The sequence below is a fragment of the Corallococcus sp. CA047B genome (genome assembly GCF_003612065.1).
Classification (GTDB): domain Bacteria; phylum Myxococcota; class Myxococcia; order Myxococcales; family Myxococcaceae; genus Corallococcus; species Corallococcus praedator.
On record NZ_RAWD01000021.1, the window covers coordinates 34556 to 53994 of the forward strand.

General features: G+C 70.6%; 16 protein-coding genes. 11 read left to right on the forward strand and 5 right to left on the reverse strand.

Annotated elements, in window-relative coordinates:
• Positions 1-14 precede the first annotated feature (14 nt).
• The 8 genes from D7X74_RS05980 to D7X74_RS44025 all read left to right on the forward strand — a co-directional run bounded on the left by D7X74_RS05980 (position 15) and on the right by D7X74_RS44025 (position 11201).
• Positions 15-557, forward strand: coding sequence for a DUF350 domain-containing protein (locus tag D7X74_RS05980; protein ID WP_120531945.1), 543 nt, complete (start codon positions 15-17; stop codon positions 555-557).
• Positions 558-563: 6 nt separating this feature from the next.
• Entirely contained in the window at positions 564-1439 is an 876-nt protein-coding gene (locus D7X74_RS05985; RefSeq protein ID WP_120531946.1) for a hypothetical protein, read from the forward strand.
• Between the two features lie 124 nt (positions 1440-1563).
• Complete coding sequence (locus tag D7X74_RS05990) at positions 1564-2877, forward strand: chitosanase (RefSeq protein ID WP_120531947.1); 1314 nt, start codon at positions 1564-1566, stop codon at positions 2875-2877.
• 71 nt (positions 2878-2948) lie between these two features.
• Entirely contained in the window at positions 2949-4862 is a 1914-nt protein-coding gene (locus D7X74_RS05995) for an AAA domain-containing protein (protein WP_120531948.1), read from the forward strand.
• A gap of 206 nt (positions 4863-5068) precedes the next feature.
• Positions 5069-5257, forward strand: coding sequence for a hypothetical protein (locus D7X74_RS06000; protein WP_120531949.1), 189 nt, complete (start codon positions 5069-5071; stop codon positions 5255-5257).
• 163 nt (positions 5258-5420) lie between these two features.
• On the forward strand, positions 5421-6302 hold the full coding sequence (locus D7X74_RS06005) for an alpha/beta fold hydrolase (protein WP_120531950.1): 882 nt from the start codon (positions 5421-5423) through the stop codon (positions 6300-6302).
• Between the two features lie 232 nt (positions 6303-6534).
• Positions 6535-9534, forward strand: a complete 3000-nt coding sequence (locus tag D7X74_RS06010) for a choice-of-anchor D domain-containing protein (RefSeq protein ID WP_120531951.1) — start codon at positions 6535-6537, stop codon at positions 9532-9534.
• 125 nt (positions 9535-9659) lie between these two features.
• Complete coding sequence (locus tag D7X74_RS44025) at positions 9660-11201, forward strand: serine/threonine-protein kinase (RefSeq protein WP_233601992.1); 1542 nt, start codon at positions 9660-9662, stop codon at positions 11199-11201.
• Positions 11202-11252: 51 nt separating this feature from the next.
• Here D7X74_RS44025 and D7X74_RS06020 read toward each other — a convergent pair whose 3' ends face one another.
• The 3 genes from D7X74_RS06020 to ttcA are packed head-to-tail and all read right to left on the reverse strand — an operon-like array spanning position 11253 to position 13750.
• Positions 11253-12077 carry a phosphate/phosphite/phosphonate ABC transporter substrate-binding protein gene (locus D7X74_RS06020; protein WP_120531952.1) on the reverse strand — a complete coding sequence of 275 codons (825 nt, stop codon included), beginning with the start codon at positions 12075-12077 and terminating at the stop codon, positions 11253-11255.
• A 12-nt stretch (positions 12078-12089) separates the two neighbouring features.
• On the reverse strand, positions 12090-12914 hold the full coding sequence (locus D7X74_RS06025) for a tellurite resistance TerB family protein (protein ID WP_120531953.1): 825 nt from the start codon (positions 12912-12914) through the stop codon (positions 12090-12092).
• Positions 12893-13750 (reverse strand): tRNA 2-thiocytidine(32) synthetase TtcA, encoded by an 858-nt coding sequence (ttcA, locus tag D7X74_RS06030; RefSeq protein WP_120531954.1) that lies wholly within the window; start codon positions 13748-13750, stop codon positions 12893-12895. The genes D7X74_RS06025 and ttcA overlap by 22 nt, the downstream gene beginning before the upstream one ends.
• A 65-nt stretch (positions 13751-13815) precedes the next feature.
• Here ttcA and D7X74_RS06035 point away from each other — a divergent pair, with 65 nt between their 5' ends.
• Both D7X74_RS06035 and D7X74_RS06040 read left to right on the forward strand, forming a co-directional pair.
• Positions 13816-14985: a ribonuclease D gene (locus tag D7X74_RS06035; RefSeq protein ID WP_120531955.1), complete on the forward strand. Its 1170-nt coding sequence runs from the start codon at positions 13816-13818 to the stop codon at positions 14983-14985.
• Positions 14986-15256: 271 nt separating this feature from the next.
• On the forward strand, positions 15257-15523 hold the full coding sequence (locus tag D7X74_RS06040) for a hypothetical protein (RefSeq protein WP_233601993.1): 267 nt from the start codon (positions 15257-15259) through the stop codon (positions 15521-15523).
• A 15-nt stretch (positions 15524-15538) separates the two neighbouring features.
• Here D7X74_RS06040 and D7X74_RS06045 read toward each other — a convergent pair whose 3' ends face one another.
• The gene (locus tag D7X74_RS06045; protein ID WP_120531957.1) at positions 15539-17044 is read right to left on the reverse strand and encodes a carboxypeptidase M32; all 1506 of its coding nucleotides are present in this window, start codon (positions 17042-17044) and stop codon (positions 15539-15541) included.
• A 42-nt stretch (positions 17045-17086) separates the two neighbouring features.
• Between D7X74_RS06045 and D7X74_RS06050 the strand changes: the two genes are divergently transcribed.
• The gene (locus D7X74_RS06050; RefSeq protein ID WP_199732852.1) at positions 17087-17632 is read left to right on the forward strand and encodes a hypothetical protein; all 546 of its coding nucleotides are present in this window, start codon (positions 17087-17089) and stop codon (positions 17630-17632) included.
• Between the two features lie 60 nt (positions 17633-17692).
• On the opposite strand, the gene D7X74_RS06055 is transcribed toward D7X74_RS06050, so the two are convergent.
• Complete coding sequence (locus D7X74_RS06055) at positions 17693-19321, reverse strand: peptide chain release factor 3 (RefSeq protein ID WP_120531959.1); 1629 nt, start codon at positions 19319-19321, stop codon at positions 17693-17695.
• Between the last annotated feature and the right edge of the window lie 118 nt (positions 19322-19439).

The following is a 19439-nucleotide window of genomic DNA, read 5'->3' on the forward strand; positions in this document are numbered from 1 at the left end:
CCCTCGCACGCCCCATGGACCTCACCCTCTTCGTCGTCGGACTCGTGAAGGTCGTCTTCGGTGGCCTCGTGGCCGCGCTCGGCATCGGCCTGGGAATGCATGGCCTTGGCCGCCTGCTGGACAGCCACCCGGTGGAGGAGCTGCGCCAGGGCAACGTGGCCGCGGGGCTGGTGCACGCGACGAGCCTCGTGTCGCTGGGCCTGCTCGTGCAGCACGCGCTGAAGGCCACCGGGGACGCGGTGGACATCGCGGTGCAGAACCCGCCCGTGCCGCCCATCGCGGTGCTCCAGTTGATGGGCCTGTCGCTCGTGCACGTCGCGCTGTCGCTGGCGGTGGGCGTGGCGGTGCTCGCGCTGGGCGTGCGGCTGTTCGACCGGATGACGCCGGGCATCGATGAGCTGGCGGAGGTGCGCAAGGGCAACATCGCCGCGGCGCTCATCCTGTGCGCCTTCCTGCTCGTCATCGCCCTGCTCACCGCGCCCGGCCTGCAGGCCACGCTCAACGGCCTCATCCCCTTCCCGCAGCTTCCCACCGGCATGCTGCGCGCGCCCGCCTGAGTTCGCATGGCCCCGCGCTCCTGGATCCGATGGTGGGTGTTGGCGCTGGTGGGCGCGGTGCTGATCACCGCCGTGTGGCGCGTGGAGCTGCGCAAGGCGGGCCGGCTCGCGGCGCCCGCGCCGACGGAAGCAGGCACGGGCGCCCCGGTGGAGGCCACGCTGGACCTGGGCACGGTGCTGGTGCCGGAGGACACGCCCCCGGACCGGGCCCATGCGTATGACTGGCGCGTGGAGGGGCTCGCGCCCGCGCGGCAACTGGTGGCCTATGGCCTGGGCGAGTCGGTGGAGCGCGGGCTGGAAGAGGCGCACCGCGACTACAGCGTGCGGCTGCGCTACCGCTCCATGGGCCCGGAGCGCTTCACGTACGTGGCGCCGCCAGGGTGCGGCACGGACATGCGCTGCATCTACGCGGAGCTGATGCACAGCAACGCGGAGCCGGTGCGCGTGCTGGGCGAGCGCTTCGCCGTCTCCATCCGCGAGCGCGACCTGGACGCGGCGCAGGCCACCGAGCTCATCCTCGGCTTCGTGCGCCGCATCCGCTACGAGCTGCCCGGGGACGAACCGTTCGGCATCGTCCCGCCGGGGCTGGTGCCCGCGCAGGACCGCGGCGACTGCGACTCCAAGGCGGTCCTGGCGCTGATGCTGCTGCGGCAGGTGGGCGTGGACGCGGTGATGCTGTACTCGGATGCGCTGGCGCACGCGGCCATCGGCGTGGGCCTGCCCGGCACCGGCACCCGCATCCCCTTCGGGGGACGCGGCTACCAGTACGCGGAGCTCACCGCGGACGGCTGGCCCCTGGGGATGATTCCGCCCCAGTACGACAAGCCCCAACTGTGGCGGGTGCTGCCGCTGCCGGACGCTCCGGCGCCTGCGCCAGGGTAGGCGCGGCCTTCGCGTTCCCGCGCACAGGGAGGACTTGGACTTTGCAGTAAATTCCAATATTCCAGCTTTCGCGGGGATGCGGCCTCACGACCGGCCTTCACCGTCCACGACAGGGAGCAGGCACATGGAAGCGAAGCGTTCACAGGGTGGAGCCCGTCGGTTGTTCGTCCTCACGGGGCTGGCGGCGCTGGCCGTCGGCTGTGGTGCGGCGGAGGAAGTCGACGCCGGAGGTGCACCGGCCGCGGTGGAGCAGGCGCTGGGCGCGTGCACGCACTCGGTCACCACGAACACGTACGTGGGCGCGGACTACTGGGGCACGCTCGTGTTCAAGAACACGGGCACGGTGGCCATCGCCAATCCTCAAATCTCCATCGACGTGCCGTCGGGCGTGACGTGTGACGATGATCAACCCGGCTGGACGCATACGCAGTCGAACCGCACGTGCACCTTCACGCGGACCTCCGCGCTGACGGTGGCGGTGAATGCGTCGCACACGTTCTACTACTCCACCACCTCCAACACGTCGTTCACCGCGGCCAACGTGAAGGTCCAGTCCGACAGCTGCGGCACCACGTCCCCGGGCGGCTCCGGCCTCACCGCGAACCAGAAGAAGGTCGCGGAGGCCCTGACGAGCATCTGGGAGAACGACACGCCCACGCTCAACTACGCCTACTCGGAGAACATCCAGGACGGGCGCGGCTACACCAACGGGCGCGCGGGCTTCTGCACCGGCACCGGCGACGCCATCCAGGTCGTGCAGTGCTACCGGGCGCTGCGCACCGAGGCCAATGGCAACCGCCTCGCGAAGTACTGGTCCGCGCTCAACGTCATCAACAACCGCTTCCTGTCCACCGGCCAGGACCAGGCCTCCACGGCGGAGCTGGACGCGGTGGGCAACTGGACGGCGGACTGGGCGGCCAGCTTCAACACCGTCGCGACGCAGGCGGACTTCAAGCAGTGCCAGGACCAGGTGAGCGACGCGCTCTACTACACGCCCATCATGAACGAGGCCACGCGCTGGGGCTTCACCCAGGCGCTCACCAAGGCGGCGCTGTACGACGCGGCCATCAACCACGGCGAGAGCGGCGTGAAGGCCATCATCCGCAGCGCCAACACGGCCCTGGGCAACAGCGGGCAGGTGGCGCCGGTGATTGGCTACAACGGCATCACGGAGAACGCCTGGCTCCAGAAGTTCCTGGAGAAGCGCCGGGACGTGCTCGCCGCGGACGCCACCTGGGCGGAGGCCGTGGACCGCGTGGCCGCGTACGAGAAGCAGCGCCGCGTGGGCAACTGGAGCCTGGGCACCGCGTTCCGCAACGACGTGCGCGCCCGCGACTGCTGGGGCACCACCTACCCGACGAGCGGCTACACCGTGCGCCTCATCAACGCGGACGGCACCTGGAGCACCCCCTCCTCGTACACGTACGCCTGCCAGTAGGGGCCCCTGCCCGACACGGGCCGTGACGGCACGCTGGCCGCCGGGGCGCCTGTGGTGGCATGACCTGCCCCATGGCCCGTGACGTCTCGTTCTTCGACAAGCTCGGTTCGCTCCTCGCCCAGGAGCGCGAGGCCGAGAAGGCCCGCACCGCCGCGTTCGCGCAGGGGCTGTCCCTGCGTGAGCGCGAGGAGCAGGGCCTGTCGGTGCTGGACCTGGAGACCGTCGAGGAGGAGGTGGGCCTGGGCGGCCGCATCCTCCTCACGCTCGCCCGCGCGGACCGGGGACGCCTGCCCACGCGCCTGTCCAACGGCGACTTCGTGGCGGTGCTGCCCCGCCGCGCGGAGGTGAAGGACCCGGCGAAGGCGCTCGTGTCGCGCGCCTCCTCCACCCGCATCCAGCTCGCGTTCGACCGCGACCCGCCCGCGTACATCTCCGAAGGGCTCTTGCGCCTGGACGTCGTCCCCAACGACATCACGTATGAGCGCGTGCGCGCGGGCCTCCAGCGCGTGAAGGCCCTGGACAAGGGCGCCGAGCGACACAAGCGCGAGGTGCTGCTGGGCAACGAGCCCCCGCGCTTCGACAACACGAAGGACTTCACGCCGAGCCGCCCGCTCAACCCGGAGCAGCTCGACGCCACGAAGCGCGCGCTGGCCGCGGAGGACTTCTTCCTGGTCCACGGCCCGCCCGGCACCGGCAAGTCCACCGTGCTCGCGGAGGTGGCGGCGCAGGCCGTCGCGCGCGGGGAGCGCCTGTTGTGCACCGCGGCCAGCAACGCCGCCGTGGATCACCTGCTGGAGCTGTGTCTGGAGAAGGGCCTGAGGGCCATCCGCGTGGGCCACCCGGCCCGCGTCGCCGCGCGGCTCCAGGAGCACACGCTGGACATCGTGGTGGAGGAGCACCCGGACCGCATCATCAGCCGTGACCTGTTCGATGAAGCCTTCGACCTGTTCGGCTACGCGCGCCGCCAGCGCAGCCAGGGCCGCAGCCGCGAGCGCTTCTCCAACGCCCGCTCCTCCACGGCGGAGGCGAAGGACCTGATGGATGAGGCGCGCAAGCTGGAGAAGAAGGCCGTGAGGGCGGTGCTCGCGCGCTCGGACGTGGTGTGCGTCACGCTCGCGAGCCTGGGCTCCGGCATCCTCGCCGGCGAGGAGTTCGACCGGGCCCTGTTGGACGAAGCCACGCAGGCCACCGAACCCCTGGCCCTGCTGGGCTTCCTGCGCGCGCCGAAGGTGGTGCTCGCTGGAGATCCGCAGCAGTTGCCGCCCACCGTGCTGTCGCAGGAGGCGTCCAAGGCGGGCCTGGGCGTGAGCCTCTTCGAGCGGCTGCTCAAGGACCACGGCGACGACGTGAAGCGCATGCTGCGCGAGCAGTACCGGATGAACGCCACCATCATGGCCTTCCCCTCCCGGGAGATGTACGCCGACGAATTGCGCGCCCACCCGTCCGTGGCGGAGCGCACGCTCGGGGAGGTGCTGACGCCCGGAGCGGAGGTGGACGCCCCGCCGGTGCTCTTCCTGGACACGGCGGGCAAGGGCTTCGACGAGGAGGTGGAGCCCACCACGCACAGCCTCTTCAACCCGGGTGAAGCGGACTACGTGGTCGCCCGCGTGCGCCAGTTGCTGGCGCTGGGCCTGTCCCCACGCGAGGTGGCCGTCATCGCCCCGTACAGCGCCCAGGCCCGCCAGCTTCGCGAGGCGCTGGAGGCCGTCCACCCGGAGGTGGAGGTGGACACGGTGGACGCGTTCCAGGGCCGGGAGAAGGACGCCATCCTGGTCAGCCTCACCCGCTCCAACAGCGAGGGGCAGTTGGGCTTCCTCAACGACCTGCGTCGCATGAACGTCGCGCTCACCCGCGCTCGCCGGCACCTGTTCGTCGTGGGCGACTCCGCCACCCTGAGCAGCCACGCGTTCTACGCGCGCTTCATCGAAGGCACCCAGACGGACGGCGGCTACCGCTCCGCCTGGGAGTGGCCTGACCCGGCCTGAAGCATGTTTGTCATTCCAACGACTTCGGATTGCCCTGCGGGGCTACGCAAGGAGTGCGACCCGGACGCCCGAAAATTGTCGGCTCGCTGAACGAATTTTGTCACTCGTTCCGCCGCCAGACGGGGAGACGGCCGGAAATCAGGCATTTGGCTCAAGCCCAGGTGTCGGCACGAAGGATGCTTTCTGTCCGGGCAAGGAGGGAAGCAATGTCCCAAGCGCCTGTGGTGACCAAGGAGAATGACGTCTGGGTGATTCGGATTGAACGGCCCAACGGCAAGGTCCAGGAGTACCGCTGCGCCACGGAGAGCCAGGCCCGGCAGCTGGCGCTGGTGCTCGGCCGTCCGGATTCGGGGGGCCCGCCGCGCCCCGCCGCGTCGTCCACCACCGCCATCTGAGTTCGCGCCACGGGCGGCCATGCGCGCCGCCCTGGTCCGAGCCGACCCAGCGTTGTCGCACGGCCGCGCCCGGCCTTGACGGGCTCGGCAACCTCGCATGGGCGGACGCGCGGCCCCTTGAGGCCCACACCCCGTTGCTGACACACGGGCATGAGGAGCTCTCATGCCCACCGCCCCCTTCGAATCATTCACCCTGGATGCCGAGGGCCTGCCGCTGCACGTGCGCCAGCGCCACCCGGGCGGAACGACCGCCGTCCTGTTCCTCCACGGCTGGCTGGACCACTCGCACAGCTTCGACCCGCTCTGCGAACACCTGCCCAACGACTGGCGCACGGTGCTGCTCGACTTCCGGGGCATGGGGGAGAGCGGCCACGTGGGGCCCGGCGCCGCCTACCACCTCAGCGACCACCTGCTGGACGTGGAGGCCACCCTGGACGGGCTGGCCCTGCCCTCCGTGCACCTCGTGGGGCACTCGCTGGGCGGCATCGTCGCGCTGGCGTACGCCGCCGCGCGCCACGAGCGCATCCAGAGCCTGACCCTCATCGAGAGCCTGGGCCCCTCCGGCGGTCCCCCGGAGGGGGCCGTGCAGCGGCTGCGCGGCTTCCTGGACGACGCGCGCCGCCCACCCAACCGCAAGCGCTACCCCACCGTGGAGGCCGCCGCGGAGCGCCTGCGCCAGGCGAACCCCACCCTGTCCCCGGACGCGGCCCTGCTCTTTGCCCGCCACGGCACCCACCCCACGCCCGAGGGCGAGCAGGCCTTCACCTTCGATCCGCGCCACCGCCGCCGCTTCGGCCAGGGCTTCGACGAGGACCAGTGGCTGGCCCTGGAGGCCGCCGTCACCTGCCCCGTCCAGGTCCTGCGTGGGAGCGACGGCCTGTCCCCTTCCCCGCCCCTCCTCCAGGGGCGCCTGGACGCGTTGCGCACCCTGGTGGGCCCTCCCCAGGTTTTCCAGGGCGGCCACCACGTCCACCTGGAGCAGCCGCAGGCCGTGGCCGATGCGATCGCGACCTTCGTCGCGGGAAACGTCCGGTATCCCCCCTGAAAAGATGGGGGTGAGGGTTGGCAAAAGGTCGGGAAAAACCTTTCACCCTCCAGGGCACCCTGGTTCCCTCCAGCGCTCACTTGGCCGCCAAGGCCCGCGCCAAGTCCTTGATTTCAGGTGGGCGCCCCCTCCGGCCCCGCGACGGCACGAGACTTGATTAGAGCCAGCCCGAGATGGATCACGTGTCCCGGGCATCCGTGTGCGTGTGGTGGGGAAGGGTGGGGAGCGGACAATGGTGATGGGGTGGAGGGGTCGGTTCGTCCTGTTGGCGTCGCTGGTCGCGGGGACGCTGGCGTGTCACGAAGAAGACCAGACGCGCGGGGTGCAGGCCACCGCGGTGCTGGACATGGAGGCGCTCGACTTCGGAGAGGTGCCGGTGGGCGAATGGCGTGAGCGCGAGGTGCGCATCCGCAACGTGGGCTACGTGCCGTTCTCCGCGCTGGAGGCGCTGGGGCTGGGCGACAATCCGTCCTATCAAGTGGAGCTGACCGAAGGCGGCGGCCGCGTGCCGCCGGGCGAGTCGCACGTGGTGAAGGTGCGCTTCCACCCGCTGGCCGAAGGCGCCGTGGAAGAGACGCTGCGCGTGACGACGGACGCCAACGTGGGCTCCACCCACCAGCTCCCCGTGCGCGGCCTGGGCACGCCCACGCCCATTGGCGTGTACCCGCCGGTGCTGGACTACGAGACGCTGGAGGTGGACAGCGACCGCGTGCTGGAGGTCACCGTCACCAACCCGGTGGACCTGCCCCTGACGCTGAAGGTCGCGGGCGACCAGGCGGATCCGTTCACGCCGGACACCATCACGGTGCCGCCCAACACCACCCAGGTCATCCGCACGAAGTACCTGCCGCGCGCGCTGGGGCAGATGGGCGCCCGCCTGGAAGTCGTCTCGTGCGAGACGTGCACCCCGTCCGTGGTGGACCTGAAGGGCAACTCCGTGGCGAGCGCCTTCGCGTTCGACCCGGCGCCGGTGCCCTTCGACGAAATCCCGGTGCACGAGCGCACCGAGTCCTTCACCCGGGCGCGCAACATCACCTGGCGCCCCGTCACCATCTCCACGCTGGCCACCAGCGACCGCGCCTTCTCGCCCCTGTCCAAGCCCGAGGGCTCCACGGTGCAGCCGGGCGAGGTGGTGGAGATGCGGATGGAGTTCGCCGCGCGCTTCTCCGGCCCCAACGTGGGCAACCTCACCGTGGCGTACGCGTCCGACAAGGCGCGTGAGGCGCGCGTGATGCTGGACGCTCGGGGTGGCCGGCCCACGCTGGCCGTGGCCCCGGTGGCGCTCGACTTCGGCGAGCTGCCGGTGGGCGGCAAGGTGGAGCAGGTCATCCGCATCACCAACGCCGGCACCAACGGCCCGCTCACCTTCACCGGCGTGCGCGCCGACGGCGACGCGGTGCAGTTCGCCGTGGCCACGCCCACGCGCGGCACGCAGAACTACCCGTGGAAGGGCGGCACGTGGCCCGCGCTGGAGGCCAACGGCCTCCAGATTGCCCCGGGCGACGACGCGCTGGAGCTGAAGGTCTACTTCGAGCCCAAGACGGAAGGGCCCTTCACCGCCACGCTCTACGTGCAGTCCAACGACCTGTTCACGCCCGAGCGCGCCATCACCCTCACGGGCCGCGCCCGTGCGAGCGGCCCCTGCGTGTATGAGCTGTTGCCCCAGCCGTCCCTGGAGTTCGCCAACGTGGCGCCGGGCCGCGGCGCGGTGCTGGGCTTCTACTTCCGCAACCCCGGCCGGGCCGAGTGCGCCATCAAGAACGTGCACCTGTCCAACGACGGCGGCGGCGTGTTCACCATGCCCGGCGGTCCCATCACCGGCGGCGTGGTGCTCTACGACACGGCCTTCAGCTCGATGATCTCCTTCCGGGCGCCCACCACGGGCGGTGAGTTCAACGGCGAGCTCCAGCTCACGGTGAACAACCCCGCGTTCCCCACGGTGACGCTGCCCATCCACGCCGTGTCGCAGGCGTCCTGCCTGGTGGCCACGCCGTCCTTCGTGGACTTCGGGCCCATCCGCTACGACTGCGCCGCGAAGCCTCGCAAGACGTTCATCTCCAACCGCTGCAGCGAGCCGCTCACCGTGGCGGACGCCGTCATCGGCAACGGCACGAGCAACCAGTTCTCCCTGATGACGCCCGTCACCGCGCCCGTCACGCTGGCGCCGGGCCAGGGCTTCGAGATGGAGGTCAACTACGCCCGCAACGTGCTGGGCCAGCACTTCAGCCCCATGTACCTGCGGGCGGACACGGAGCCCAACGGCTTCCTCGTCCCGCTGCTCGCGGAGACCAACCACGAGGGCATCCAGGTGGACCGCTTCACGCAGGGCACCGACAGCCAGCTGGACGTGCTCTTCGTGGTCTCCAACACCACCACCATGGACACCTACCAGCAGCGCCTGAAGGCCGCGATTCCCGGCTGGCTGGAGCGCGCCAAGGAGCTGAACGTGGACGTGCGCGTGGGCGTCACCAGCACCGGCCTCGTGCAGCGCACGGGCGTGTGCGGCGGCGGCGCCAACGGCGGTGAGGCCGGTCGCCTCTTCCCGGTGGACGGCAGCCGGGCCCGCGTCGTGTCCGGCACCAGCGCCAACGCGGCCCCCACCATCCAGTCCAACCTGGGCGTGGGCCTCTGCCACAACCTGGTGCAGGGCCTGGAGACGATGCGCCAGGGCCTGTCCGCTCCGCTGTCCGAGCAGGCCGACGACGTGCGCACCGCGCAGCCCAACGACGGCAACCTGGGCTTCACCCGCGCCGCGGCCCGCATGGCCGTGGTGGTGCTGGCGGACGAGGACGACCACTCGGGCTTCGAGCCGGACAGCTACATCCAGTTCCTCCAGACGCTGAAGGGCACGGGCATGTCCCAGCGCAGCAACCTGCACGCGCTCATCCCCACCAGCACCGCGTGCACCACCGCCGGCGCCAGCGCGGACCGCTTCGCCGCCGTCGCGAAGGGCACCGGCGGTTCGGTGGGCTCCATCTGCGAGGGCGACTACCGGGGGTTCCTGGACCCCATCATCCAGCAGGCCGGTGAGCCGCAGGCCGACTTCACCCTCACCGCCCAGCCGGACGGCACCGCGGAGCTGAGCGTGCGCGTGAACGGCCGCGTCATCCCCAGCAACCAGTGGCTGTACGACGCGGGCCGCAACGCGGTCATCTTCAACGAGGGCTCGGTGCCTACCCCGGGTCAGTCCGTGGAGATCCGCTACCGCAGCATCTGCGCCCCGACGCCGTAGGGGGTTCGCGAAGACTCGTGACGCAGCGCGGCCGGGCCGGTTCCCAAGGGGACCGGCCCGGTTCGCGTTTTCCGGGGTGACGGACTTTTGAGATCCGCGCGGGCGCGGCTATCGTCACGGTCGGAGTGGAAACGTTCGGCCGCTATGAATTGCTGCGCAAGCTGGCCACCGGCGGCATGGGGGCCGTCTACCTTGCCCGGCAGAAGGGGCCGGTGGGCTTCCAGAAGCTGCTGGTGGTGAAGCGGCTGTTGCCCCACCTGTCGGAGGACGACGAGTTCCTCCAGATGTTCCTGGACGAGGCGCGCATCGCGGCGCTCTTGAACCATCCGAACATCGCGCAGATCTACGAGATGGGGGATGTGGACGGGCAGTACTACATCGCCATGGAGTACGTGCACGGCGAGCCGCTGGGGTCGCTGGTGCCGCGCGCGTCGGCGCACCCGGGAGGGTTCCCGCTGGGCCTGCGCTGTCGCATCATCGCGGAGGCGGCGGCGGGGCTGGACGCGGCGCACAACGCGCGCAGTCCGTCCGGCCGCAAGCTGTCGCTGATCCACCGGGACGTGTCGCCGCAGAACGTGCTCGTGGGCTTCAACGGCGGCGTGAAGCTCATCGACTTCGGCGTGGCGAAGGCGCAGGGCAAGCTGTCCCAGACGGTGGTGGGCACCATCAAGGGCAAGCACGCGTACATGTCCCCGGAGCAGGCGCGGGGCGAGCCGCTGGATGCGCGCTCGGACGTGTTCGGGCTGGGGACGGTGTTCTACGAGCTCTTGACCAACGGGCGCCTGTTCAAGCGTGAGTCGGAGATGGCCACGCTCAAGGCGGTGGTGGGCTTTAAAATCGTCCCGCCGTCGGAGGCGGTGCCGGGCATTCCCAAGTCGCTGGACGCCATCGTGTTCAAGGCGCTGGCGCGCAAGCGCGACGACCGGTTCTCCACCGCGGGCGAGCTGCAGCTGGCGCTGGAGGAGTTCCTCCAGCAGGAGAAGCTGCACGGCACCAGCGCGCACCTGGCCGCGTTCATGCGCGACGTGTACGCGGAGGAGCTGGAGGAGGAGCGCTTCGCGGCCGAGCCGACGATGATCTACTTCGACCCGCGCCTGATGGCCCGGCCGGGCGCCCCGGCCCCGAAGGTGACGGGGACGCCGCCGGCCCAGGGCAAGGCGCCCGCGAAGCCGCCGCCTCCGCCGGAGCCGTCCGCCGTGAGTCAGTCGTCGACGAAGGCCGCGGCCTCGCCGGAGGACGCCGGGGTGGCCCGTCCGCCGGAGCGGCCGGTGCGCACGAAGGAGAACTCCGGCCTGAGCCGTCCCGAAGCGCGGCCGGTGCGCACCCGGGAGAACACCGGCCTGAGCCACGCGGACACGCGCCCCGTTCGGGGTGACGAGGACGCAGGCCGGACGGGAGAGAAGCCGGCGTCGGAAGGGCCCGTGGAGTTCAGGCCGACCGCGAAGCCCGTGCGTGCTCCGGAGAGCGCCCCTGGCAGCCGGTCCGCTTCGAAGCCGGTGCGCGCGCTGGAAGGTGCCGCCGACAGCCGTTCCGCCTCGAAGCCGGTGCGTGCGGCGGAGGACTCCGTCGGAGGCAAGGCGCCCGCGAAGGGCGCCCGTTCCTCCGAGGGCTCCGTCTCCAATGCCCGGCGCCCCACGCGCGGCAACGGCCCCGATTCAGACAAGTAGGCCCGGGCGCATCATGAGCGCCCTGCCCCGCCGGCTGCGGAAACGCCGCGCCTACAGGCTCGCCAGCGCCACGCGGTACAGCGCGCGGTATCCCATGCGCGGGGCGACCTCGAAGCGCTCCGCGTTGAAGATGTCGCGCAAGAGCGCCTGACCGTCCGGCGTGGCCGGCAACCCCAGCAACGCCGACTCCAGCGAGGCCACCAGCGGCGCCGGCAACCCCATGGCCACCGGCACGCCGTCGTTGGGCGCCTCGTCCGTGTAGGCCAGCAGCTCGAAGCGCGAACCCATCCCCTTGCCCAGCACGTCCTCCACGCCCGTGGCGAACGTCAGCCCGGTGGAGGCCGGCGGACAGAACACGCTCGTCACCTCCGCCCTGCCCTCCAGCACCGCCTCCAGCGCGCCCTGGTACGAGCCCGTGAACTGCTGCGACACGAAGGCCCGCGACGGCTCCAGCCCCTGCGTCTTCAGGTACGCGCTGGGCAGCAGGTAGCCCGCCACCGAATCGCGGTCCACCCACGCCGCCTTGGCGCCCTTGAGCTTCTCCAGCGTCAGCCCGGAGCCCGCCCGCCCCACCAGCGCGGAGCGGTAGCTGGACATGCCCCGACGCACCCCGCGCGCCAGCACCCGCACCCCCATGGCCTCCATGCGCGCACACACGAAGGGCGGCGCCCAGGCGGCATCCGCCCGCCCGGACAGCAGGTCCTTGGCGAGCGTCTCGTAGCTGGTGGCGACTCCCACCTCCACGAGCTTGCCCAGCGCGCGCTGGAGGAAGGATGCGAGCCGTTCCGCGCGCTCGCGCGCCGTCTCACTGCCCAGCGACGGCGGCAGGCCGAAACGGAAGGAGTGCCGTGAACCGGAGGGGACGTGCGGGGTCATGCCACTCCCTGCTTACCCCTGCTGGTCCAACCGCGCCACTTCATCGTCCGCCAGACCGAACGTCGCCTGGAGCAGGTCCAAGAGCCGCTGCTCCGCGTGACTCGTCCTCCCGGACGCGTGGGCGATCTTCGTGGCCAGCTGGTACGCCTTCATCCGCTGCGAGTGCGTGGCCAGCCCGTGCGCCAGCACGTGCAGTCGCTGCGGCAGGCCGTCCGACGCCAGCGCCGCCACCGACTCGCTGACGAAGCCCTGCGCCCGCTCCGGGCTCACGTTCTGGAAGAGCGGATCCGCCGCGAAGCTCTCCACCATCGCCCGGGCCTCCGCCTCCTTGAGCTGGCCGTCCGCCGCCAGCACCAGCACCATCACCTCCGCGAACAGCCGCTCCAGGGGCTCGCCGAGCGCCTCGGACAGGCTGCCGCCCTGCTCGATGACGTCGATGATCTGCGCCACCTCGTCCTCGGAGATGCCCAGCGCCGCCTGGAACGTCTTCAAGAGCCCCAGCTCCGAGCGCGTGGCCCGCTGATCCGCCAGCGCCACCGCCGCCGCCAGCCCGAACGCCAGCATCCGGTTCTTGTGGTCCGGCAGCCGCCGCCGCAGGGACGCGAGCACCTCTTCCAGGTTGCGCGCCTCCGCCAGCCGCACCGCGCTGGACTCCACCAGCAGGTTCAATTCACCCGCCTGCGTGCCCTCGAACTCCGGGCGCTCCAGCACGCGCGCCAGCAGCGTCTGCATCTCGCGCTGGGACACGCTGCCGTCGGCCATCGCGGCCAGCAGCATCGCCTCCACCAGCGCCGCGTTGCGCTCCTTGCGCGTCTTTATTGCCTGGTCTCGAGCCATGGACTGGCGCTCCCTTGCGTGTCGTCGGTGGGGGGGGGAACCACGGGGCCCTCTTCATTCGCGTTCAGCGGGTCCGGGTTCAGGGTCTTGTCCAACAGATGCGTGGGCCGCACGTTCGACATCGCGTTGAGCAGGCTCTGGCGGACGTTGGGGATCTCCTTGCCCAGGTCCTCCACCAGCTTCTGCATCCGCTTGCGCTGCAGGTTCTCCTGCGAACCGCACAGGTCGCAGGGGATGATGGGAAACGCCTTCGCCGCCGCGAACTGGATGATCTCCTTCTCCGGCGCGTAGCACAGCGGCCGGATGACCACGTTGCGCCCGTCGTCGCTCTTCAGGAGCGGCGGCATCGCCTTCAGGCTCCCGGCGAAGAACATGTTCAGGAGCATCGTGTGGATGAGGTCGTCGCGGTGGTGCCCCAGGGCGATCTTGTTGCAGCCCAGGTGCACGGCGGCGTTGTAGAGGATGCCCCGGCGCAGCCGCGAACAGACCGAGCACTGCGTCTTCCCCGGCGGCGTCTTCTCCAACACGATGCTGTAGGTGTCCTCCTTCAGCATCTTGTAGGCGTACCCCTCGCGCTCGAAGTAGCCCTCCAGGATGTGACCGGGGAATCCCGGGTGTCCCTGGTCGAGGTTCACGGCGAGGAGGTCGAACTTCACGGGGGCTCGCCGCTGCAGCTCTCGCAGCAGGTGGAGCATCGTGTAGGAGTCCTTGCCCCCCGACACGCCCACCATGATGCGGTCCCCCGCCTCGATGAGGCGGAAGTCCGCGATGGCTCGGCCCATGTGGCCAAGCAGGCTCTTTTCCAGGCGTTGGGCGTCGTTCATCGGCGGGGCCATCCTAGCGGCGGTTCGGGAAAAAACACGTCAAAGGGGCGGGCCGGTCCGCTAGCCTGCTCCCCGCGATGCCGACCTTCCCTCAAGGTGCCCTGGATGTGGTGGACGCAGCCGGCGCGGAGGCGGCCACGCGAGTGCTCGAATCCGCGCCCGAACTGGCGGTGGACCTGGAGGCGGACGCGATGCACGCCTTCCGCGCCCGGCTGTGCTTCCTCCAGTTGGGCACCGACGCTGACATCTTCCTCTTCGACACGCTCCAGCCAGGCGTGGACCCGCGCCTGCTCGTCCCCCTGATGGCGGACCCGGAGCGCACCAAGTTCTTCCACGCCGCGCAGGGCGACCTCCAGTTCCTCGCCGAAGCAGGCGTGCGAGTGCGCGGCCTCTTCGACACGCACCGCGCGGTGACGCTGCTGGGCTGGCCCAAGGTGGGGCTGGCGGACCTGGCCCGGGAGAAGCTGGGCGTCGAGCTGCCCAAGGAGCACCAGCAGTCCGACTTCTCCCTGCGCCCCCTGCCCCCGGGCATGCGCGACTACATCGCCAACGACGTGCGCTACCTGTGCGAGCTGGGCCGCCAGGTGCGCGACGCGTGCCGCGAGGCGGACATCCTGGAAGAGGTGCTGCTGGACTGCGCGCGCATGTGCGACGAGGCCGCGGCCCGTCCGGAGACCGGCGCCGAGTACAAGCCCAAGCTGTCGCGCAGCGGCCTGTCCTCGACGCAGTACGCGCTGGCGCACGCCATCGCGCAGGGGCTGCACAAGCAGCGGCTGGAGTGGGCGGAGAAGGACAACGTGCCCATGGGCCGGATGCTGTCCAACATGGCCATCACGGACCTGGCGCTGAAGCAGCCCAACACCCACAAGGACCTGGCGCGCGCGGCCGGCGTACGCGGCGCCGTGGTGCGGGCGCACGGCGACGCCATCCTCACCCTCATCCGCGAGCAGCAGGAGAAGGCCGCCCGGGGTGAGCTGGACCTGGACCGCGAGCCCAAGGGTCCGCGCGACCCCCACCGGCGCAAGCGCGAGGATGCCCTCAAGGCCTTCCGCATCGACCAGGCCACGGCGCGCAAGGTGACGCCCAGCGTGATCCTCACCAACCCGCTGATGGACGCGCTCGCCTCCCAGCCGCCCGCGAACACGGAAGCGCTGTCCCAACTGCCGTACTTCGGGGAGAAGCGCGTGCGGCTCTACGGTGAAAAACTCGTGGCGCTGCTCGCGCCCTACCCTGTGCTGGGAAGCTGACGTTTCCCGGCACGAAAAGACGGGCCCGGGCGAATCGCGCGAGATTCCTGGGGATCCCCATGGCGCCCCGTGTCCAGGCCCCCCGGAAGCAGGTGTTCAAGCCCCATCTGGACCCGGGGTGCAGGTTGCCGGCACAGCGAGCATGCGTACCTTTGTCGCCTCACCCAGGGAGGGCGTGGTCATGTTGGGAGCCAGGGCAGGTGGGGCGCGTACAGAGGTTTCCCGGTGCATCGCCGCGAGCCTGCAGTGCCAGACCTCCTGCGAGGAGGGCATGGCACGGCTGAAGGCCCAGGGCCTTCCGGCGGACGCGGAAGCGGTGCGGCTGCTGCGCCAGTGCGCGGAGCTGTGCGAGCTCAACATCCGGGCCCTCCAGAAGGAGAGCCGGCTGTCGCGGCGCACCGCGAGCCTGTGCTTCGAGCTGGGCAGCCAGGTGGCTCGCGCCGCGTGGCTGGAGGCGGAGGATCCCGCCTCCAACACGCTCGCGCGGGACGCGCTGCACCTGGCGCGCGCGTGCCGGCCGCTGGTGTTCGCCGCCTGAGCGGGACAGGCCCCGTTAGAGCGTGACGCCATGGAGCGCGCCGTACTTGGCGCGCAGGTATGAGAGGAAGTCGCGATCCGTCAGCCCTTCACCGGTGACGGCCCGCACGCGCTCCTCGGCGGGCAGCCGGAAGCCGTGCGAGTGCACCTGGGCCCGCAGCCACCCGCGCAGCGAAGACGCATCTCCCCGGGCGAGGTGCGCGTCCAATTCCGGCAGCGCGCGCCGGGCCGCGGCGTGCAGTGACGCGGCGTAGAGGTTGCCCAGCGCGTACGTCGGGAAGTAGCCCAGCTCGCCCCAGGCCCAGTGGATGTCCTGCAACACGCCCTGCGTGTCGTCCGGGGGCGTGAGGCCCAGGTAGCGCCGCATGCGCTCGTTCCACGCGGACGGCAGCTCCGACGCGGGCAGTTCGTCCCGGAAGAGCGCCAGCTCCAGCTCGTAGCGCAGGACGATGTGCAGGTTGTACGTCACCTCGTCCGCCTCCACGCGGATGAGGGAGGGCGCCACGTGGTTGATGCCCGCGTGGAAGCCGTCCAGGTCCACGTCCGCGAGCTCTTTCGGGAAGGCCTCCTTCAGCGCCGGGAAGTGGTGCGCCCAGAAGGCACGGCCGCGGCCCACCAGGTTCTCCCACAGGCGGGACTGGGACTCGTGCAGGCCCATGGAGGGCACCGACGCCAGCGGCGTGCGCGACAGCTCCGGGGCGAAGCCCTGTTCGTACAGGCCGTGGCCCGCCTCGTGGAGCGTGCCGAAGAGCGCGGACATGGGGTGCGCCGCGTCCAGGCGCGTGGTGAGCCGCACGTCGTGCGCGTTCAGGCTGTTGGTGAACGGGTGGATGCTGACGTCCTGGCGGCCCGCCTCCAGGTCGAAGCCCACCGCCTCCAACAGCCGCATCGTGAAGCGCCACTGCGTCTGGGTGTCGTAGGCGCGCCCGTCGAGGAACGCGGGCGCGGGCCGCCGGGTCTGCGCGAGCGCGGCCACCATGGGGATGAGCGCGTCGCGCAGCGCGGTGAGCACCGGCGTGAGGCGCTGGACGCGCATGCCGGGCTCGAAGCCTTCCAGCAGCGCGTTGTAGCGCTCGCCGTCGTGGCCCTGCGCGTCCGCCTGTTCGCGCCTGAGGGCCAGCAGCGTCTCCAGCGCGGGCTGGAAGTGGGCGAAGCGCTTCGCCTCGCGGGCCTCGCGCCAGGCCTGGATGCCGGCGCCCTGGGCCTGGGCCAGCGCGGTCACCAGCCGGGCGGGCAGCCGCACCGCGCGCTCCCGGTCGTGGGTGAGCACGCGCACCATGGCCTGCTCGTCGGGCGTCAGGGCCTGGGAGGAAGGGCCCGGCTCGCTGGCGCGGGCCAGCGCTTCGCCCAGGCGCGGGTCCACCAGCCGCTCGTGGTGGAGGGCCTGGAGGGTGGAAAGTTGCCAGGCGCGGGCGGTGGCGGCCTTGGCGGGCAGGTACACCTCCCGGTCCCAGGAGGCCAGGTTGATGACGCCGTGCAAGTCACACAGCTCGTGCATCCGGGTTCGCAGCCAGGTGTCCATGGCTGTGTTTCTAACGTGCTTCCAGGGTATGAGGACGCCGCGATGGCCAACATCCTCCAATTCTTCATGGCACCCGACGATGAGGTCGCCTTCTTCCGTTTCCTGGAGCGTCACGTGCTGGAGGTCTACCCCCGGCGCGTTCCCGCGGACTGGAAGCCCTTCCGCGCCAGCATGGAAAACGTCCCCCACCTGCCGGAGGAGGACCTGTACCTCGTGGCCAGTGACATCGGCCCCGCGCTGGTGGACAAGGTGAAGCGCGGGCCGGACAAGGGCTCGTGGCGCATCGACGAGGTGCGCTCGCCCGTCATCTTCATCGGGCGCTCGCGCCGCAACGAAGAGGGCGAGCTGCTCAGCGGCCAGATGTGGGTGGAGCTGGAGGTGACGTCCCAGACGGGCCGGCGCGACGCGGCCCCGGACAAGTTCCGCCGCCTCTACCTGGAGGTGGAGGAGTTCATCAAGAAGACCTTCCGCCGAGGCGACCCGAAGGACTTCTTCGTCGGCCCCAAGGCCGCGCGCCTCTTCAAGCAGGACGGCCTCGTGCTACGCGACTCCGCCTTCCGGGGCGGCACCGTGGTGCCGCACAAGTAGCCGGCTGCCTTCCGGGGCGGTGGGAGGCGCACGCTGCCGCCTCCCTGCCCCGGGCCGGCGCTAGCTTCCGGTGGCGACCGGGGTCGTGGCGCGGATCATCGGCGCCTCGGCCAGGAACTTCAGCTCCGGGTGCTTGTCCTCGGCGTGCTGGAGCGCCCAGTCGTCGCGGAAGAGCACCAGGGGCAGCCCGTCGCGGTCCTGCACCGTCTGCCGGTTGCCTTCCCAGTCGAACGAGCGCGGGTCGAAGTTCGCACCCACCACCCAGCGCGCGTGGCTGAAGGGCAGCCGGTCCAGCGCGATGCGCGCGCCGTACTCGTGCTCCAGTCGGTACTGCAGCACTTCGAACTGGAGCGCGCCCACCACGCCGACGATGGGGTCCTTCATGCCCATGCTCAGCTGCTGGAAGATCTGCACCGTGCCCTCTTCGGACAGCTGCTCCAGGCCCTTCTCCATCTGCTTGCGGCGCAGCGGATCCTTGGAGCGCACCACGGCGAAGAACTCCGGGCTGAAGCGCGGCACGCCCTCGAAGGACACGTCCGTGGCGCCTTCGGCCAGCGTGTCACCGATGCGGTACTGGCCCGGGTCGAACAGGCCGATGACGTCCCCTGGCCACGCGTCCTCGATGGAGGTGCGCTCGGCGGCCATGAACTGGCTGGGCTTGGCGAGCCGCACCTCCTTGCCCAGGCGCGAGTGGAACGCGTTCATGCCCTTGACGTAGCGGCCGCTCACCACGCGCATGAACGCGATGCGGTCGCGGTGCGCGGGGTCCATGTTCGCCTGGATCTTGAAGACGAAGCCCGCGAACTTGGGGTTCGTCGGCTCGCGCTCGCCCGTGGTGGTGAGGCGCGCGGAAGGCGCGGGCGCCAGGTCCAGGAACGCGTCCAGGAAGGGCCGCACGCCGAAGTTCGTCATCGCGCTGCCGAAGAACATGGGCGTCAGTTGCCCGGAGTCCGACTTCTCGCGGGTGAACGCGTCACCGCCGATGTCGAGCAGCTCGATGTCCTCGTTGAGCTTCGCCAGCTCCGACTCGGAGAGGAAGTTGAGGATGTCCGGCGAGTCGATGGACACCGAGCGCTCAGCCACTTCAGACTCGCCGTGCGAGCCTTCGGCGGAGAACACGTGCACCACGCGCGCCTGCCGGTCGTAGACGCCCCGGAACTCCGGCCCCATGCCGATGGGCCAGTTCATCGGGTAGGAGCGGATGCCGAGCACCTGCTCCAGCTCGTTCATCAGCTCCAGCGGTTCGCGGCCGTAGCGGTCCAGCTTGTTGACGAAGGTGAAGATGGGGATGCCGCGCATGCGGCAGACCTTGAAGAGCTTCTTGGTCTGCGGCTCGACGCCCTTGGCCGCATCGATGAGCATTACCGCCGCGTCGGCGGCGGAGAGCGTGCGGTAGGTGTCCTCGGAGAAGTCCTGGTGGCCCGGGGTGTCCAGCAGGTTCACCGCGTGGTCGCGGTAGGTGAACTGGAGCACCGACGACGTGACGGAGATGCCACGCTCCTTCTCCAGCTCCATCCAGTCACTGGTCGCGTGCCGCCGCGCCCGCTTGGCCTTGACGCTGCCGGCCAGGTGGATGGCGCCGCCGTAGAGCAGCAGCTTCTCCGTCAGGGTTGTCTTTCCCGCGTCGGGGTGGGAGATGATGGCGAAGGTACGTCGCCGTGCGACCTCCCGCTCTAGCTCGTTGGCCATGATCCGAGGCCAACTATCACGGGCGGTCTTTCCTTGCAGCTTGCAAGCAGCGCCTGGAGGTCCGGCCGGGCTCCGGCCCTTCGGGAGCCCCCCTCCCCGCCCCCTCCTGGAGCCATGC

Bases quoted from the DNA above. Each gene is read 5' to 3' on its own strand.
- D7X74_RS05980 (WP_120531945.1), top strand. From the start codon at position 15: ATGGACCTCACCCTCTTCGTCGTCGGACTCGTGAAGGTCGTCTTCGGT.
- D7X74_RS05985 (WP_120531946.1), top strand. From the start codon at position 564: ATGGCCCCGCGCTCCTGGATCCGATGGTGGGTGTTGGCGCTGGTGGGC.
- D7X74_RS05990 (WP_120531947.1), top strand. From the start codon at position 1,564: ATGGAAGCGAAGCGTTCACAGGGTGGAGCCCGTCGGTTGTTCGTCCTC.
- D7X74_RS05995 (WP_120531948.1), top strand. From the start codon at position 2,949: ATGGCCCGTGACGTCTCGTTCTTCGACAAGCTCGGTTCGCTCCTCGCC.
- D7X74_RS06000 (WP_120531949.1), top strand. From the start codon at position 5,069: ATGTCCCAAGCGCCTGTGGTGACCAAGGAGAATGACGTCTGGGTGATT.
- D7X74_RS06005 (WP_120531950.1), top strand. From the start codon at position 5,421: ATGCCCACCGCCCCCTTCGAATCATTCACCCTGGATGCCGAGGGCCTG.
- D7X74_RS06010 (WP_120531951.1), top strand. From the start codon at position 6,535: ATGGTGATGGGGTGGAGGGGTCGGTTCGTCCTGTTGGCGTCGCTGGTC.
- D7X74_RS06020 (WP_120531952.1), bottom strand. From the start codon at position 12,077: ATGACCCCGCACGTCCCCTCCGGTTCACGGCACTCCTTCCGTTTCGGC.
- D7X74_RS06025 (WP_120531953.1), bottom strand. From the start codon at position 12,914: ATGGCTCGAGACCAGGCAATAAAGACGCGCAAGGAGCGCAACGCGGCG.
- ttcA (WP_120531954.1), bottom strand. From the start codon at position 13,750: ATGGCCCCGCCGATGAACGACGCCCAACGCCTGGAAAAGAGCCTGCTT.
- D7X74_RS06035 (WP_120531955.1), top strand. From the start codon at position 13,816: ATGCCGACCTTCCCTCAAGGTGCCCTGGATGTGGTGGACGCAGCCGGC.
- D7X74_RS06040 (WP_233601993.1), top strand. From the start codon at position 15,257: ATGGCACGGCTGAAGGCCCAGGGCCTTCCGGCGGACGCGGAAGCGGTG.
- D7X74_RS06045 (WP_120531957.1), bottom strand. From the start codon at position 17,044: ATGGACACCTGGCTGCGAACCCGGATGCACGAGCTGTGTGACTTGCAC.
- D7X74_RS06050 (WP_199732852.1), top strand. From the start codon at position 17,087: ATGGCCAACATCCTCCAATTCTTCATGGCACCCGACGATGAGGTCGCC.
- D7X74_RS06055 (WP_120531959.1), bottom strand. From the start codon at position 19,321: ATGGCCAACGAGCTAGAGCGGGAGGTCGCACGGCGACGTACCTTCGCC.